Source organism: Streptomyces hokutonensis (genome assembly GCF_042751305.1).
GTDB classification, from domain to species: Bacteria; Actinomycetota; Actinomycetes; order Streptomycetales; family Streptomycetaceae; genus Streptomyces; species Streptomyces hokutonensis_A.
The window spans coordinates 6,104-20,268 of the sequence record NZ_JBHYWD010000047.1; the positions used below are offsets into that span (position 1 = coordinate 6,104).

General features: G+C 70.0%; 14 protein-coding genes and 2 pseudogenes. 8 read left to right on the plus strand and 8 right to left on the minus strand.

The features are described from left to right. Nucleotides 1-243 precede the first annotated feature (243 nt). From ACFXC1_RS50675 to ACFXC1_RS50705, 7 genes and pseudogenes are all read left to right on the plus strand, one after another. Nucleotides 244-647: pseudogene (locus ACFXC1_RS50675) on the plus strand (IS1380 family transposase); the annotation flags it as partial. A gap of 222 nt (nucleotides 648-869) precedes the next feature. Further along, nucleotides 870-2,888, plus strand: coding sequence for an ATP-binding protein (locus tag ACFXC1_RS50680; protein WP_381257138.1), 2,019 nt, complete (start codon nucleotides 870-872; stop codon nucleotides 2,886-2,888). Continuing rightward, a complete protein-coding gene (locus tag ACFXC1_RS50685; protein WP_381257140.1) occupies nucleotides 2,873-3,532 on the plus strand; it encodes a response regulator in 660 nt (219 codons plus the stop codon). The genes ACFXC1_RS50680 and ACFXC1_RS50685 overlap by 16 nt, the downstream gene beginning before the upstream one ends. 121 nt (nucleotides 3,533-3,653) lie before the next feature. Then, nucleotides 3,654-4,919, plus strand: coding sequence for an alpha/beta fold hydrolase (locus tag ACFXC1_RS50690; protein ID WP_381257142.1), 1,266 nt, complete (start codon nucleotides 3,654-3,656; stop codon nucleotides 4,917-4,919). Nucleotides 4,920-5,826: 907 nt separating this feature from the next. Then, nucleotides 5,827-5,970 carry a hypothetical protein gene (locus ACFXC1_RS50695; protein WP_381257145.1) on the plus strand — a complete coding sequence of 48 codons (144 nt, stop codon included), beginning with the start codon at nucleotides 5,827-5,829 and terminating at the stop codon, nucleotides 5,968-5,970. Nucleotides 5,971-6,342: 372 nt separating this feature from the next. Then, nucleotides 6,343-6,558 carry a type II toxin-antitoxin system VapB family antitoxin gene (locus ACFXC1_RS50700; RefSeq protein WP_031047790.1) on the plus strand — a complete coding sequence of 72 codons (216 nt, stop codon included), beginning with the start codon at nucleotides 6,343-6,345 and terminating at the stop codon, nucleotides 6,556-6,558. Next, the gene (locus ACFXC1_RS50705; protein WP_381257148.1) at nucleotides 6,555-6,968 is read left to right on the plus strand and encodes a PIN domain nuclease; all 414 of its coding nucleotides are present in this window, start codon (nucleotides 6,555-6,557) and stop codon (nucleotides 6,966-6,968) included. The genes ACFXC1_RS50700 and ACFXC1_RS50705 overlap by 4 nt, the downstream gene beginning before the upstream one ends. A 418-nt stretch (nucleotides 6,969-7,386) precedes the next feature. Here ACFXC1_RS50705 and ACFXC1_RS50710 read toward each other — a convergent pair whose 3' ends face one another. The 5 genes from ACFXC1_RS50710 to ACFXC1_RS50730 form a co-directional block, all read right to left on the minus strand. Beyond that, complete coding sequence (locus tag ACFXC1_RS50710; RefSeq protein WP_381257151.1) at nucleotides 7,387-8,073, minus strand: TetR/AcrR family transcriptional regulator; 687 nt, start codon at nucleotides 8,071-8,073, stop codon at nucleotides 7,387-7,389. A 40-nt stretch (nucleotides 8,074-8,113) separates the two neighbouring features. Then, entirely contained in the window at nucleotides 8,114-8,875 is a 762-nt protein-coding gene (locus tag ACFXC1_RS50715) for an SDR family oxidoreductase (RefSeq protein WP_381257154.1), read from the minus strand. Between the two features lie 319 nt (nucleotides 8,876-9,194). Then, nucleotides 9,195-10,499: a replication-associated recombination protein A gene (locus ACFXC1_RS50720; protein WP_381257157.1), complete on the minus strand. Its 1,305-nt coding sequence runs from the start codon at nucleotides 10,497-10,499 to the stop codon at nucleotides 9,195-9,197. Between the two features lie 89 nt (nucleotides 10,500-10,588). After that, nucleotides 10,589-10,957, minus strand: a complete 369-nt coding sequence (locus ACFXC1_RS50725) for an MmcQ/YjbR family DNA-binding protein (RefSeq protein ID WP_381257160.1) — start codon at nucleotides 10,955-10,957, stop codon at nucleotides 10,589-10,591. Next, nucleotides 10,954-11,349: an MmcQ/YjbR family DNA-binding protein gene (locus tag ACFXC1_RS50730; RefSeq protein ID WP_381257163.1), complete on the minus strand. Its 396-nt coding sequence runs from the start codon at nucleotides 11,347-11,349 to the stop codon at nucleotides 10,954-10,956. Before ACFXC1_RS50730 ends, ACFXC1_RS50725 begins: the two co-directional genes overlap by 4 nt. 237 nt (nucleotides 11,350-11,586) lie before the next feature. Here ACFXC1_RS50730 and ACFXC1_RS50735 point away from each other — a divergent pair, with 237 nt between their 5' ends. Beyond that, nucleotides 11,587-12,432 carry a helix-turn-helix domain-containing protein gene (locus tag ACFXC1_RS50735; protein WP_381257166.1) on the plus strand — a complete coding sequence of 282 codons (846 nt, stop codon included), beginning with the start codon at nucleotides 11,587-11,589 and terminating at the stop codon, nucleotides 12,430-12,432. Nucleotides 12,433-12,460: 28 nt separating this feature from the next. Here ACFXC1_RS50735 and ACFXC1_RS50740 read toward each other — a convergent pair whose 3' ends face one another. From ACFXC1_RS50740 to ACFXC1_RS50750, 3 genes and pseudogenes are all read right to left on the minus strand, one after another. Continuing rightward, nucleotides 12,461-12,823, minus strand: coding sequence for a cyclophilin-like fold protein (locus tag ACFXC1_RS50740; protein WP_280875247.1), 363 nt, complete (start codon nucleotides 12,821-12,823; stop codon nucleotides 12,461-12,463). 246 nt (nucleotides 12,824-13,069) lie between these two features. After that, a complete protein-coding gene (locus ACFXC1_RS50745; protein WP_381257169.1) occupies nucleotides 13,070-14,062 on the minus strand; it encodes an aldo/keto reductase in 993 nt (330 codons plus the stop codon). 17 nt (nucleotides 14,063-14,079) lie between these two features. Further along, a pseudogene (locus ACFXC1_RS50750) lies at nucleotides 14,080-14,165 on the minus strand (IS5/IS1182 family transposase); the annotation flags it as partial.

Sequence of the window (14,165 nt, forward strand, 5' to 3'; positions counted from 1 at the left end):
GGAGGGCCCCGCCGGAGGGAGCGCCCCCGGTGGTTGAGGCCCTGCACCGGCCTCGCGGGGGGGGGCCGGTGCCGCCCCGTCCACGCCAGTACGACGAATCCACCCGAGGGACGAAGGGGTTTCCCTGAACAACCGTACGGCCACCCCGACGCCGGGATCAGGGGTTTCCCTGGCCTCGCCGATTCCGTCGGGCACGGCGGCTGTTGTGGCGGTAACGCGAAAGTGCCTTCCTGACCTGAAGCAATGAACCTTGCTGAGGGATTTCTGTCGATCCAGGCGGAGGGCACCCTCTACGTGCGGGGTATCGGGTTGCGTCCCAAGGTCCCGGTCACGATTCGGGGGTGGTCGGACATGCCGAGGCGTGGCTGCTGGGGGATCTCGCCGATGCCACCGCCCTGGCTCCCGCGTACTCGGCCGGGTTACGGCCGCTTCGGCCGCGCGGGACCGGACATGATCCAGGCAGGATCACCACCGACCTGGCGGTGGCGAAGCCATTGCCGATCCGGCCGTACTGCGAGACCAGGCAGGGATGTTCAGCCCCGTCGCCTCGATACCGACGGCGTGGAGAGTGCTCGCCGACTGACGGGAAGGCACTGGCTTGTCTGCGTTCGGCCCGCACCCAGTCCCGCGAAGTCGCCTGGCCGCAGGCCACCGGCCTCGGTGAGGGCATCACCCCTGCCCGCCCACGACCCGAGAGACCTTGGAGAACCCGACCACCGCGCCGGGACGCCGCCATGCCCAAGCGGTGAAAACACCCCGGCCACGCACCAGTCGACGATCAACGACGTCTCCTCCCCCCCTACCGAAAAGGCCAATTAGTCTGCCGGAATGGAGATCGTCGAACGGTCGCCCGTCGTCGGCGTGGGGCGGTGAACGGCTTCGCGGGGCACGTGTGGGCCGTCTCCCTCGTCGCGGCGGTCTGCTCTCTGATCATGGTCCGTCTGCTGGCCGTACGCAGGACCGCCGGTTCCTCCCTCACGGGAGCCGTCGTGCTCACGCTGGCCGTCGCCGCGATCCCCGCCGTACGCGGTGAACCGCCGCACTACGTGGCGGGGGTCGCGCTGACGGCCGGTGGGGTGGTGGCGGTCGTCTGGGCGACGGGCCGCTCCCGCCGTCAGCGGTCGGCCCGCCGGTCCGCGCTGGCGGACTACGAGGCCGGCACGGCGGCGGTCCCGCTGTTCGCGGCGCTGGCGGAACGGGACCGGCTGGCGGCGGAGCTGCACGACGTGGCCGCGCATCGGCTGACCGGGATCGTGGTGGCCGCGGGCGCCGCGCTCAGGCTCGCCGACCGGGAACGGACCGGTGACGCGCTGCGCCACGCCGACGAGGCGGGCCGGGAGGCCGTCCGCGAACTGGAGCGCCTCGCCGAGCTGGACGCGACCGCGGCAGGCTTCACCGAGGTCGACGCGCTGGCCGCCGCGCACGCGGTGGACTACCGGCGCACGGTCGACGAGGCACCGGCGGGCAGTACGGAAGCGACGTACCGGGTCGTCCGGGAGGCGTTGACCAACGCGGCCCGGTACGCCGAGGGCGCGACAGTGCGCGTCCGGATCGAGCCGACGGACGACCAGGACGAGCCCGTACGGGCCGACGGCGAACGCCTGTTCGTCGTCACCGTCACGGACGACGGCGGTACGGCCGTCGAGCCGGGCCTCGGGACCGGGCGCGGTCTCGCGGGGCTGGCGGCCACGGTCACCGCGACGGGCGGGACGTTCGGCGCGGGACCCGTGGGGCAAGGCCGTTGGGAGGGCTGGAGCGTGCGGGCGTCCCTGCCTGCGTCGACGGTTCTTCCCCTCCGCCGGCGGCCCCTGTGGCGTGGGACGGCCGCGCTCGACTACGCGCTGGTGGCCCTGGCGATCGCGCTGTCGCTCGGTGCGAGCCTGCTGTCGGCCGACGTCCCGGCCCCGTTCGGCGGCCTGCTGCCCGCGCTGGTGACCGTCGTGCTGTCGGGCCTGCACGCCGCGCCGCTGGCCTGGCGCTCACGGGCGCCCGGCCGCGCGCTCGCGGCGGTCCTGTCGGCGCTGCTGCTGTGGTGGGCCTGCGACCGGACGGGCTGGACCCAGCCGCCGGTGAGCGACATCTTCCTGGTGTACGGGTGGGTCGAGCTGACTCTCGTCCACAGCGTCGGGTTGCGTCTGCCCTGGCGCCGAGGCCTGTTCGCGCCGCTCGCCGTGGCCGCCGTGGGCGGGCTCGCGCTGGCGAGCGGCAGCGGCATCACCGGCAGCCGTACCGCGGCCTGGGCCGTGCTGGCGGGCGTGCTGGCCCTCCCCGCCCTCGCCGTCTGGTCGTGGGGGCGCCGGACCGCCCGGCGGCATGAGCGGCTGTGGGCCGCGGACGCCCGGCGGCGGGTCCTGCTCGACGGGGACGCCGACGCGGCGGTGTCCGCGCAGCGTCTGCTGTTCGCCGCCGGGCTGCGGGACACGGCGCTGCGCCACGCGCGGGCGGTCGTCGCCGCAGCGGAGGAGGGGGATCTGCGGGCCGTACGGGAAGAGGCCCGCGCCGGACTGACCGCTCTGCGGGACCTGCTGTCCGGGCTGCGCGCAGGGGACGCCGCCGACGACGCCCCTCCGCCCACCGTCTCCGGGATCACCGCGCTGGCCGCGCGCTACGGCGCCGTCGTCCGGTACGTCGGAGCACGCCGTCCGCTGCCCGCCGCCGTGGAGGTCTTCGCGTACCGGACCGCCTCCGCGCTCATGGCCGTGGGCGTCACCCTCACCGTGCGCACGCTCCCCGACGGCGTGGAGGTCTCCGGTCCGGCAGCCGCCGTTCCCGGCGTGGAACGGCGGCTGCGCGCGCTCGCGGACGCCGCCGGCGGTACCCTCTCGACGACCGACAGCGGTGCGGTCCGCGTGTGGCTCCCGGAGGCGTTCCCATGGCGATCAGAGTGACCGTCGCGGACGACCAGGCCGTCGTACGGGCCGGGATCGCGGCCATCCTCGACGCGGAACCCGACCTGTGCGTCGTCGGGCAGGCGGCGGACGGCGACACGGCGGTCGAACTCGCGCTGTCGGCGCGACCGGACGTCGCGCTGATGGATGTCCGCATGCCGGGGATCGGCGGGCTCGCGGCGACCGCCGCGATCACCGAACGCAGCCCCGCGACCCGTGTTCTGGTGCTCACCACCTTCGGTCTCGACGAGTACCTGTTCGCCGCGCTGCGCGCCGGGGCCGCCGGTTTCCTGCTCAAGGACGCCGAGCCGGAGCGGGTGATCGACGCGGTACGGGTGGTCCACGGGGGCGCCGCGCTGCTCGATCCGGCGGTGACCCGCACGCTGATCGACCGGTTCACGGACGGGCCCGGTCCGCTCGATGCGGCCCGGCTCGACCTGCTCACCCCGCGCGAGACGGAGGTGCTGCGGCAGGTCGCACGGGGGCTGTCCAACGCGGAGATCGCGACGGTGCTGAGGGTGAGTCCGCCCACCGTGAAGGACCACGTCTCCGTCCTCCTCGGCAAGCTCGGCGTACGCGACCGGGTGCAGGCGACGATCGCCGCGTACGAGACGGGGCTGATCCGGCCCGGCAGCGGGCCGTGAGGTGAGTCGGCACCCCGCCGTGAGGTGGAGGTGACACCCCGCCGCGGGGCGGCCCTCGCACGCGACAGGACCGTCCCTGAGCTGGACGGATCGCCCGTGTCGGCTTCCTAGCCTCGAAGGCATGTCACGCATACTTCTCCACCGTGTCGCCGGCAGCGCCCTGCTGCTCCTGGCGCTCTTGCTGACCCCTGCCGTGGCGGTGGCCGGCTTCCTCGCCGCGGCGTTCGTCACCGCGAGCGTGCCGGTCCTGGACATCGTCGGTCTCGTCTGCGGCGCCCTGGCCGGCGGACTGCTGGGCCGGGCGGCGTTCGCCCTGTTCGGCCTCGCCCGCCGCCCGGCCCGGCGGGCGTCCGCGTTCCTCACGGTCTGCCTGACCGCGGCCGTCGCCGTCCTCGCCACCGCCACCGTCCTCCATCCGATGCCCACCACGACGGCCGCCCCCGCCCCGCCCGGCGTGCGCTTCTGGGATCTGTCGACCGGTTCACGCATCGCCTACGTCCATGCCCCCGCCACAGGCAAGGCCAGACCGACCCCGGTGATCTTCCTGCACGGCGGTCCTGGCACCCCCGGCGAGGGCGTCCCCACCGGGGGCCGTGAACTCGCGGCGGACGGCTTCGACGTCTACTCCTACGACCAGCTCGGCGCCGGCCGCTCCACCCGGCTGCCGGACGTCACCGGATACACCGTCGCCCGCCAGGTCGCCGACCTGGAAGCGATCCGGCGCACACTCGGCGCCGACCGGATCATCCTGGTCGGCCAGTCCTGGGGCGGATCACTCACCGCCCAGTACCTGGCCACCCATGGCGAACACGTCGCCAAAGCGGTCTTCACCTCGCCGGGCGCGCTGTGGGGCCGTCAATACCCCGGCTCCAAGGCCGGGGAACCCTGGAACCGCCTCTCCCCCGCCCAGAAGGCCCGGCTCGACCGGCTGAACAGCGCACCCCGCATCATCGCGGCGAGCCTGCTCCTCCAGATCAACCCCGGCGCCGCGCACGCGCTGGTCGGCGACCGCGAGGTCGACCACTGGATGCACGAAGTCGCCCTCCAGGGAAAGGACAGCACCTCGTGCGAGAACGCTCCGCCCACCACGGCGCACGACAACCCTCAGGGCTTCTACAGCAACCAGATGACCGTCAAGGACTTCGAGAAGCTCCCCGACCCCCGGCCTCGTCTGCGCACCCTGCGCGTCCCTTCTCTGATCATGCGAGGGGAATGCGACTTCATCAAGCCCGCCGTGACCGCCGAGTACCAACACACCCTCGCAGGGTCCGAGTTGGTGACCGTCAAGGGAGCCGGACACTCCATCTCAGGCGAACAGCCCGGCCGCTACACCGCGCTGCTGCGGGCCTTCCTCCTGGACGAACCGCTACCGACGGGAACCGGCTGAGTCCGGAACGGGCGGTCGGGCCGGGGAGAGCTTTCTGGGACAACAAGCCCGTGCCGCGCAACCCGCAAAGCGGGCAATGAATCGTCCCGGATAAACCGTCGGCCTGGACACGGCTGCGCCGCCCCGGCCCCTGTACGGCCCCTGGCTCTTGGCATCGACCCTCGGAGCAGTCGCCCGGGCGGCGAGCGACAACGGAACTCTTCTACTCCGCCGCAGGTCAGTGGGGCTGGGGCTTCCCCGAGCACCGCCAGACCACAAACCCACGAGCAGCGGATTCAGTCCGTACAGGCAAAGTTGACGATCCGACACCCAAAAATGAACGTTTCCGCAGTTCACAGCCCTGGACAGGTGGGGCGGGTGGGACTCGAACCCACGGCCGACGGATTATGAGTCCATTGGGGATCTTGGCGGGCCTTGTCGATCCATGCTCATCTTGGCCGTTTTACCAGGTCAGACGCGGTTTGGCGCCTCAGTCCTTCTCAGCCCTTGCCAGCCTTTTCCGATCCTTGCGTCCAACCAGCGTCCAGAACGCGTCCCGGATGGGCACGCTCACCCGGTTCACGGACCCTCTTCCCAGCCGAGGAGAGGCTCTCGAAACCATGCGCAGCGGATTTCGTTTCCAACGCGCAGCGACTCAAGGGCAGGTGGATCGCCCCCAAGTGCATGGGCCAACGTCCGATAGCCCGACGCCTCCGTGATCACGTGGGAGCTTCCCTGCGTACGCACGGCCAGTGCGGAGCTTGATCCGGCCGGAACGAAGACCCCGCCCGCAGCGGACTCCCTTTCCAACCGCGCGGAAGCTCTCCCCGGGTGCCGAGGCAGAGCCTCTACGCCATTCGGGGAGCGAGGCAGTACGGCGACCAGGCCCGCCGCAAAAACGACAGCTGGGCACCAGAGGCTGAAGCCTGTGCCGTACGCGACCTGCAGATCTGCGGACGACACCGCACGCAAGGCGGCGAGCCAGATCCACGACACTGATCCGGGGCCCCTGACCGCACACGTCCAGGAGTACGTCATGCCGGACAACAAGCCCCTCGTCGACGTCGCCTGAGGCGCGGCCACGGTGCTCGGCCTGGGCAGGCTGGGCACACAGCCTGGCCTCCGGCACCAGCCACCCCTCGCTCAACCCGTCCGACTGGCTTAAAGGCGGTCGCCGGAACAGTTCCCACCCGTAGCAGCAAGCACAGTGACGGCACCCCCGTCGACATCCGGATCACCATGCCCAAAGTGACGACCTCCCGCCTCACCTGGAAGCTCGAACGATGAAAGGAGCCCACCGGGAAGTCCCTGGCGCACACCCCTCTTCCGACGCGCTCGCCGCAAGGCCACAGATCCGGGAAACAGACCGCCCAGGGGCGCGCGAGTCGATATACAATCGATCATGTATATTGATATACGCCACAGTGTGCATGAGGAGGCCATCTTGAGCCGCACCGTGATCGACCTCGACGACGAGGCACTGGAAGAAGCCGCCAAGGAACTCGGCACCACCACCAAGCGCGACACCATCAACACCGCCCTGCGTGAGGTCACCGCCCGCTACCGGCGCCTGCGCGCGCTCGAAGACGCCCGGCAACTGGTGACCGACGGAGCCCTGGACATCGACATTCTCCTGAACAAGAACCAGTACCGGCCGTGACCGTCGCCGACTACCTCATCGACACCTCCGCCCTCGCCCGCGTCCTGCTCCGCCAGACCACAACTGAGTGGGACGACAGGATCGGCGCCGGCATCGTCGCGATCTGCGACATCACGGAACTCGAGGTCCTCTACTCCGCCCGCTCAACCGCGCACCGCGCGCGACTGAAGGCTGCACTCGACGCCCACTACGCGTGGTGCCCCATGCCTGACGGCATCTACCGCCGCTCCTGCATCGTCCAGGAACAACTGACCACCAAAGGGGAACACCGCAGTGCGGGCCCCGTTGATCTCCTGGTGGCCGCCGCCGCGGAAGAAGCAGGCCTCACCCTGCTCCACTTCGACCGCGACTTCGAAACCATTGCTCGCACGACGGGGCAGCCGGTCCGCATGATCGATCTCAGGCAGTAGAGTCCGCGCGCTGCACGGACGGGCGTCAAGCCTCTCGCCGACCGCCCACCCGGGGCGGTATCACAGCGATTCCCCCACTGCCGGACGGCACTCTTTCCGCGCCCCCGCGCCCGCTCCGCGCACTGAGTCGCCTCGCCTACACCCAGTCCGGGGCACGGCACGCGCGGGTGAACTGCCGTACTCACCCGCCGTACTTCGTCGATCGCTTGTCGGTGGTCGCGCCACCGAGCGCAACGCCGGGGTCGCACGTCAGGAGTACCAGCAGGCCACGGTCCTGGCTCAGCTGTCGACCGCTGTTGGTTACTGGTAGGACCGGTCGCGCTCGCCGCCATTCGTTGTCGATCGAGTCACCCATACGTGTACCTGTCCCAGAGGGCGACGTATCGGGGCCCTTGCCACATGAGCTGGTGGTCCAGGGTCAGGATCCGGAGCCGTAGCGGCTGAGCATGAGGGCGACCGCTTCGTCCACGATCGCGGCGTCGGTGGGGTTGGGCGGAACGAAGTCGGTCCGTACGAGTTGGGGCCACAGGAACTGGCTGCAGATCATGCCGAGGAACTGTTCGGCCACTTCGGATGCCGACAGCGGCTGTCCGTCGGCCGAACGGAAGTCGAGTGTGCCCGCCTGTGCCTCGGCCTCCAGGTAGTCGCGGAGCCGGTCGAAGAAGGGGCCGCGGTCGATGGCGAAGCCGGTGCCGACGATGTCGGCGAGTTCCGGCATCTGGGGCAGCTCGGTGATGATGAGGCGGCACAGCGCCGCCGTGCCCGGACGCGCGACCAGGCAGGCGTAGTCGCGGCCGATGTGGTCCAGACCGAATCGGGGGTCGCCGGGCGGTGGCGGCGCGGCGTACTCCACATCCAGCTGCCATTGTTCGGAGGTGACGGCCGCGAACAGCGCGGCCTTGGAGGGGTACCGCTTGAAGAGGGTGCCAGTGGAGACGCGCGCCTCCCGGGCGATCTGGGCGAGGGAGGTCTTGTCGTATCCCCGGGCGAGGAAGAGGTCGCGGGCGGCGCGGATGATGCGGGCGCGGTTCTCCGCTTTGATCTGCGCGTGATATCCGGGCCGGCTCGCTTCGCCACCGGTTTCCGCTCGTTCCGCCACCGCCATGCCCACGCCCCTCGCCCGTTTCCCGGCCGCGTCCTCGCTGTCAGAGGACGGTCTGGCCGCCGTCCAGGATAAGGTCCTGGCCCACCGCGAAGGCGGAGGCGTCGGAGGCCAGGTAGACGACGGCTTCCGCGACCTCCTCGGGCAGACCCATGCGGCCGAGCGGGATGGTGGAGCTGATCCCCTCCACAACCGCCGCCTGCACCGCGGGGTCCTCGATCCCGAGCTTGGAGGCGGAGTACAGCGGGGTGTCCACCGGGCCGGGGCTGACCGCGTTGAACCGGATGCCGTGCGACTTGAGCAGGTCCGCGTTCCACGACCGCATCAGGGAGGAGACAGCCGCCTTCGTCGCGGCGTAGGCGTTCGAGTGCCCGTAGCCGCCGTGCGCGCTGTTGGACGCGTTGAGGATGACCGAGGACGGGTTGGCCAGCACGGGTACCAGGGCCTGCGTGAGGAAGAAGACGCTCTTGACGTTGATGTCGAAGAGCCGGTCGAAACTGTCCTCCGTGTGGTCCTCGAACGGCCGCCAGTCCGAGACGCCGGCGTTCAGGAACGCCACGTCCAGTTCCCCGAAGTGCTCACGCACCCGCTTCGCCAGGCCGCGCTGCGCATCGAGATCGCGCGCGTCGGCCTGCACCACCGGCACCTTCTCCCCGAGGATCTGCCGCGCCCTGTCGATGCTGGCCGGGGTGACGCCCGTGACCAGCACGTCGGCCCCCTCCGCGACAAAACGCTGCGCGGTCTCCAGGCCGATCCCGCTCGTGCCGCCGGTGACGAGGGCACGCTTGCCCGCAAGACGAGTCATGTTCATTGTTCCTTGCCGAGTCGAGAGGTAAGTCGATGGACTCACCATATGAAGATAACCCTCGCGTCACCCATAAGGCAAGTCGATCAACTTACCATCGACGCCTGGAGTCGTTCGGTTACGGATGCGTCGCGCCGGAGCAGGCGGCCGACATCGGTCCGCACCGCATCCACCTGGGGCAAGGAGTGCCCTGGGGTCCGGTTCCCGCCCGGAGAACCTGCCAGACCAGCTGCCGCCGGTCTGGCAGGGGCCTCTTCCGACAGAGTCGGAAAACAACACCCATCGCCTCTTCGGAAAGGACGTCGCGGGCGTCGGCCGGTCAGCCGCGTTGCCGGCGGGCACGCAGAGCGGCCCAGTGGCGCAGGCGCTCGGTGATCTGGGCTTCGTAGCCGTTGCGGGTGGGCTGGTAGTACGTCTCGTGGTCCATGTCGTCGGGGAAGTAGTCGTCACCGGAAAAGCCGTCGGTGGTGTCCGGGTCGTACTGGTAGTCCTTGCCGTAGCCGAGGTCCTTCATCAGCCGGGTCGGGGCGTTGAGAATGTGCGCGGGTGGCATGAGTGAGCCGGTGTGCCGGGCAGCGCGGTGTGCGGCGTTGAAGCCGCGGTAGACGGCGATGGACTTGGGGGCGGTGGCGAGGTAGACGACGGCCTGGGCGATCGCCAACTCGCCCTCGGGGGAGCCGAGTCGCTCGTACACGTCCCAGGCGGCGAGGGCCTGTTGGATGGCGTGTGGGTCGGCCATGCCGATGTCCTCGTTCGCGAAGCGGACCAGGCGGCGGGCTACGAACAGCGGGTCCTCGCCGCCGTCGAGCATGCGGGCGAGCCAGTACAGGGCCGCGTCCGGGTCGGAGCCGCGCATCGACTTGTGCAGCGCGGAGATCAGGTTGTAGTGGCCCTCCTGCGCCTTGTCGTACAGCGGGGCCCGCTGCTGGATGTGGTGGGCGAGTCCGGCGGTGTCCAGGGTGGTTTCGGTGTCGGGGAGGGCTTGGAGCTGTTCGGCCATGTTGAGGAGGTAGCGGCCGTCGCCGTCGGCCATGGCGACCAGGGCGCGGCGGGCGTCGTCGTCCAGGGGCAGATGGTGGCCGGTGAGCTGCTCGGCGCGGTCGAGGAGCGTGGACAGTGCGGCTTCGTCGAGGCGTTTGAGGACGAGGACCTGGGTGCGGGAGAGGAGGGCGCCGTTGAGTTCGAAGCTCGGGTTCTCCGTGGTGGCGCCGATCAGGGTGACGGTGCCGTCCTCGACGTAGGGCAGGAAGCTGTCCTGCTGGGCGCGGTTGAAGCGGTGGATCTCGTCGACGAACAGCAGAGTGCCCTGGCCGATGCCGCGTCGGCTTCGTGCGGTGGCGAAGACCTTGCGCAGATCGGCCACGCCGGAGAAGGTGGCCGACACCGGCTCGAAGGCCAGGTTGCCGGCGTCCGCGAGGAGCCGGGCGATGGTGGTCTTCCCGACGCCGGGCGGGCCCCACAGGATGGCGGAGCCGAGGCGCTGCTGGGCGACCATGCGGCCCAGCGGGGCGTCCGGGGCAAGGAGGTGGTCCTGCCCGACGACCTCTTCCAGCCGGGTGGGGCGCAGGCGGTCGGCGAGGGGCCGGGCGGACTCCTCGCCGAAGAGCGGCAGGGTCGGTTCCATTGGTCTCTCGGGTCGGAAGCGGACGGGGGGAGCCGTGCACTGGGCACTGACAGGTGTGGCTCAGCCGCTCGTGGGGAAGCTCGCGGTGCTCATCGGGCACTGGGGCGGTCGCGTCGCGGCAGCCGCTCGGCGGCCAGGTCGTAGGAATCTTCGACCGCGTCGGTGACCAGCCGCTCGGTGATGCCGGGGCCAGTCCCGAGGGAGATCCAGTGGCGTTTGTCGAGGTAGCGGCCCGGTGAGATCGAGGGGTGGCCGCTTACATGCGCGCGGGCGTGTTCGGGTTCGCACTTGACCGTGATGATCTGCTCGTCCGGGTCGTCGGTGACGATCAGGAACACCTTGCCCACGACCTTGTACACGTCGAGTCCGGGAGTGAAGGGGTAGCCGTGGCTGACGTCGGGGAGGGCCAGGGCCGCCCGGCGGGCGGTGCCCTGGAGCCGCTCACCCGCCGCGCTCACCGGACCCCCCGCATGCCGGTGCCGTAGGTGTGCGGGTCGACCGGCCGCTCGGCCTTGGGCAGGTGAGCGACAACGAGACGATAGGAGTCGGTGACGAGCTCCCTGACGAGTTCCCCGTCGACGCCTTCTCCGCTCTCCAGGGTGATCCAGTGCTTCTTGTTCATGTGGTAGCCCGGGGTGATGTGGCTGTACTGCTCCCGCAGGGCGTGGGCCTCTCCGGGGTCTGCCTTGAGGATCACGACGGGCCGCCCGGGGACCTCGGTCATCAGCATGAACACCTTGCCGCGCACCTTGAAGACCTCCCACTCCGGGCCGAATGGATGCTCCAGCTGCGCGCCGGGGAGTTCCTCCGCACAGCTGGCGGCGGTCTTGTGCAGGGGCGATGCGTTCATGGGCGGTGGGCCTTCTCAGGTGGTGACGGACTGCGGCATCGAAGGAAGTAGGGGGCGCGCCGCGCGGGCGCGGTGGCACGTTCCATCCTTCCGCCGAAGACGACTGGAAGGGCGGTAGGCTGCGGACACGTGATGGTCGACAAGCGACACCCTGACCCGAGCGGAGCCGCGACCGGTCCTGCCGCGGTTCGGTTGTACGGTTTCCAGCCCCCGGTCGGTACTCCCTACGGCCTTGAGGTGAGTACCGTCGAGGATTTCTTCGCCCAGCACGACGACTGGCCGTGGAACCCGCCCCGTCCGGGCCGTGCCACCTTCCACTACCTGATCCTGGTCACCGAGGGTGAGTTGCGGCACGACGTCGACTACGTCACGCGGACCGTCGCCCCCGGGCAGTGGCTGTGGGTGCGTCCCGGGCACGCTCAGTGCTGGCATCCGCCCGGCGCGGCCCGCGGCCCGTTCATCCTGTTCGAACCGGACGTGCTGCGGCCCGACCTCGCCCGTCTCCTGACCCCGCTCACCGCGCACGAGGCCCCTGCCGTGCTCAGCCCGCACCCCGACGACACCGCCTGGCTCCAGCAGACGGCACTCCAGCTCCTGGACGAACACCGCGCACTGGGGCGCCGCCCCCTCGACGTCCACCACGCCCTGCGGCGCAGCCTGCTCGAATCGCTGCTGCTGCGCCTGGCCAACTCCCCGGACATCGCCCTCGATGGCACGGCCGCGGCCGGCACGGGCCGTGCCGACAGGTACAGGCGCTTCCTGGACGCCTTGGAACTGCACTTCCGCGAGCTGCACCAAGCCGCGGACTACGCCGAGTTGCTCGGCTGCTCGGTCCGCACCCTCAGCCGTGCCGCCCAAGACGCCACCAGCAAGGGAGTACGTGAACTCATCGACGAGCGGCGCCTCCTCGAAGCCCGGCGCCTACTGAGAGGCGCCCAATGGGATGCCCGGACCGTGGCCGTGCACCTCGGCTTCACCGATCCCGCGAACTTCGGCCGCTACTTCCGCGACCGCACCGGCCTCACCCCGGCCGCCTTCGCGGCCGGCGAATCCCCGATTCTCCCCCCTCGCTCCCTTGGTTGACGAGATCTCGGTGGTTTCCGGCTGGGTCTCAGTCGATGGCCTCGATGGCGACGTCGACCGCGCCGTCGTACTTCTTGAGGGCATCGGCCCCCAAGTGGTCGATTTTCCCGAGGATCACGATGCCGGGGTCGGGGATGGACTCGCCGTCGTTGTCATAGAAGACGGCGATGTCGGGACCAGGTGACCAGTAGGCGATGTCGCCGATCTCGTAGCTGAACCGCGGCTCGCCTCCCACGGCGAGAGACCGGGACAGGTGACCGTACTTCTCGCGCTTGAACAGGTCATCCATTCGCAGAGTCAGCGGGAGCAGCGAGGCGAAGTCGCGTGCCGTCGCGTTGTCGTCGAGGGTTGCGTTGAGGACGGTCGCTCCGGCGGTCAGTCGGATTCTCATAGGGGTTCCGCTCTTCGGGGTGTAGTTGCAGTAATCGTCAGGCCGACTCGGACGCCGCGTTCATCGGGTACGAGCTTCACTTCGGCACGGACCGCGTGAAGGCAACTTCGACGTCACCGCGATGACAGGTCGGTTGACTTACCATTCTCGGCCGCCGGGCCGGTTGACGATGATGACCCGCACGTCACCTGTGCGGCGTCACCGGCTGCTGTCGACCGGCCCGTGCGGGCCACGTGGAGGGGCGGTTCAGTCGGTGGTGAAGCTGGACAGCATCGCGGCCGGGAGGCGGCTGCCTGCCGAGCCGTGGGGAAGGATCTCAGTGATGCGGGCCAGATCAGCGACGGAGAGCTGGACGTCGGTGGCGCCGGCGTTCTCCTCGAGGCGCTTGGTGCTGCGCGTGCCGGGAATGGGCGCGACGTCCTCGCCCTGGGCGAGCAGCCAGGCCAGCGCGAGCTGGGCGACGGTGATACCCGCAGTGTCGGCCAGGTCCTTGAGCTGCTCGGTGGCGTGCAGGTTGTACGTGTAGTTCTCGCCCTGCCAACGCTCGTCCCAGCTGCGCATGTCGTCCGCGGGGTATTCGCCGGCGGGCTTGACCTGGCCGGCGAGGAAGCCGCGACCGAGCGGGGAGTAGGGCACCAGGCCGACGCCGAGTTCCCGCAGAACGGGAAGGATCTTCTCCTCGACCTCCCGCTCGAAGAGCGAGTACTCGTACTGGAGCACGGAGACCGGGGTGACGGCGTGGGCGCGGCGGATGTACTGGGGGCCGACGTTGCTCAGACCGAAGTACTTCACCTTGCCTTCGGTGATCAGTTCGCCGACCACGCCAGCGACCTCCTCGACCGGAACGTCCGGGTCGGAGATGTGCTGGTAGAAGAGGTCGATGCGGTCGCTCTGCAGGTAGCGCAGGCTGTTCTCGGCGACCTTGCGGATGTTTTCCGGGCGGCTGTTGAAGCCGGGGCTGAGCGCCGGGGCGGTCATGTCGAAGCCGAACTTGGTCGCGAGGACCACCTCGTCGCGGAAGTCTTTGACCGCCTTGCCCAGGAGGATCTCGTTGCTGCCGGTACCGGCGCCGTACAGCTCGGCGGTGTCGAAGAAGTCGATCCCGAGTTCGTGGGCGCGGCGAATGGTCGCGAGGCCCTCGTCGTCGTTCGAGGCGCCGTAGGCCATGGACATGCCCATGGTCCCCAGACCGAGCGCCGAGACGCGCAGGCCCTGAGAGCCCAGATTGCGGTGCTGCATGAGTTCACTGAGCGTTTTCAGCGTTGCCGCTCCAGGGTGAGGATGGCGGCTGCGATTGACGACATTCGGTTCGGGCTGCACCGGGCCTTGCGGAAGATTCGCC

What these genes read in the sequence shown, in the direction of transcription:
- ACFXC1_RS50715 (WP_381257154.1), bottom strand. Translation starts at nt 8,875, where the DNA reads ATGACTCGTCTTGCGGGCAAGCGTGCCCTCGTCACCGGCGGCACGAGC.
- ACFXC1_RS50745 (WP_381257169.1), bottom strand. Translation starts at nt 14,062, where the DNA reads ATGCAGCACCGCAATCTGGGCTCTCAGGGCCTGCGCGTCTCGGCGCTC.
- ACFXC1_RS50685 (WP_381257140.1), top strand. Translation starts at nt 2,873, where the DNA reads ATGGCGATCAGAGTGACCGTCGCGGACGACCAGGCCGTCGTACGGGCC.
- ACFXC1_RS50690 (WP_381257142.1), top strand. Translation starts at nt 3,654, where the DNA reads ATGTCACGCATACTTCTCCACCGTGTCGCCGGCAGCGCCCTGCTGCTC.
- ACFXC1_RS50730 (WP_381257163.1), bottom strand. Translation starts at nt 11,349, where the DNA reads ATGAACGCATCGCCCCTGCACAAGACCGCCGCCAGCTGTGCGGAGGAA.
- ACFXC1_RS50720 (WP_381257157.1), bottom strand. Translation starts at nt 10,499, where the DNA reads ATGGAACCGACCCTGCCGCTCTTCGGCGAGGAGTCCGCCCGGCCCCTC.
- ACFXC1_RS50710 (WP_381257151.1), bottom strand. Translation starts at nt 8,073, where the DNA reads ATGGCGGTGGCGGAACGAGCGGAAACCGGTGGCGAAGCGAGCCGGCCC.
- ACFXC1_RS50740 (WP_280875247.1), bottom strand. Translation starts at nt 12,823, where the DNA reads ATGAGAATCCGACTGACCGCCGGAGCGACCGTCCTCAACGCAACCCTC.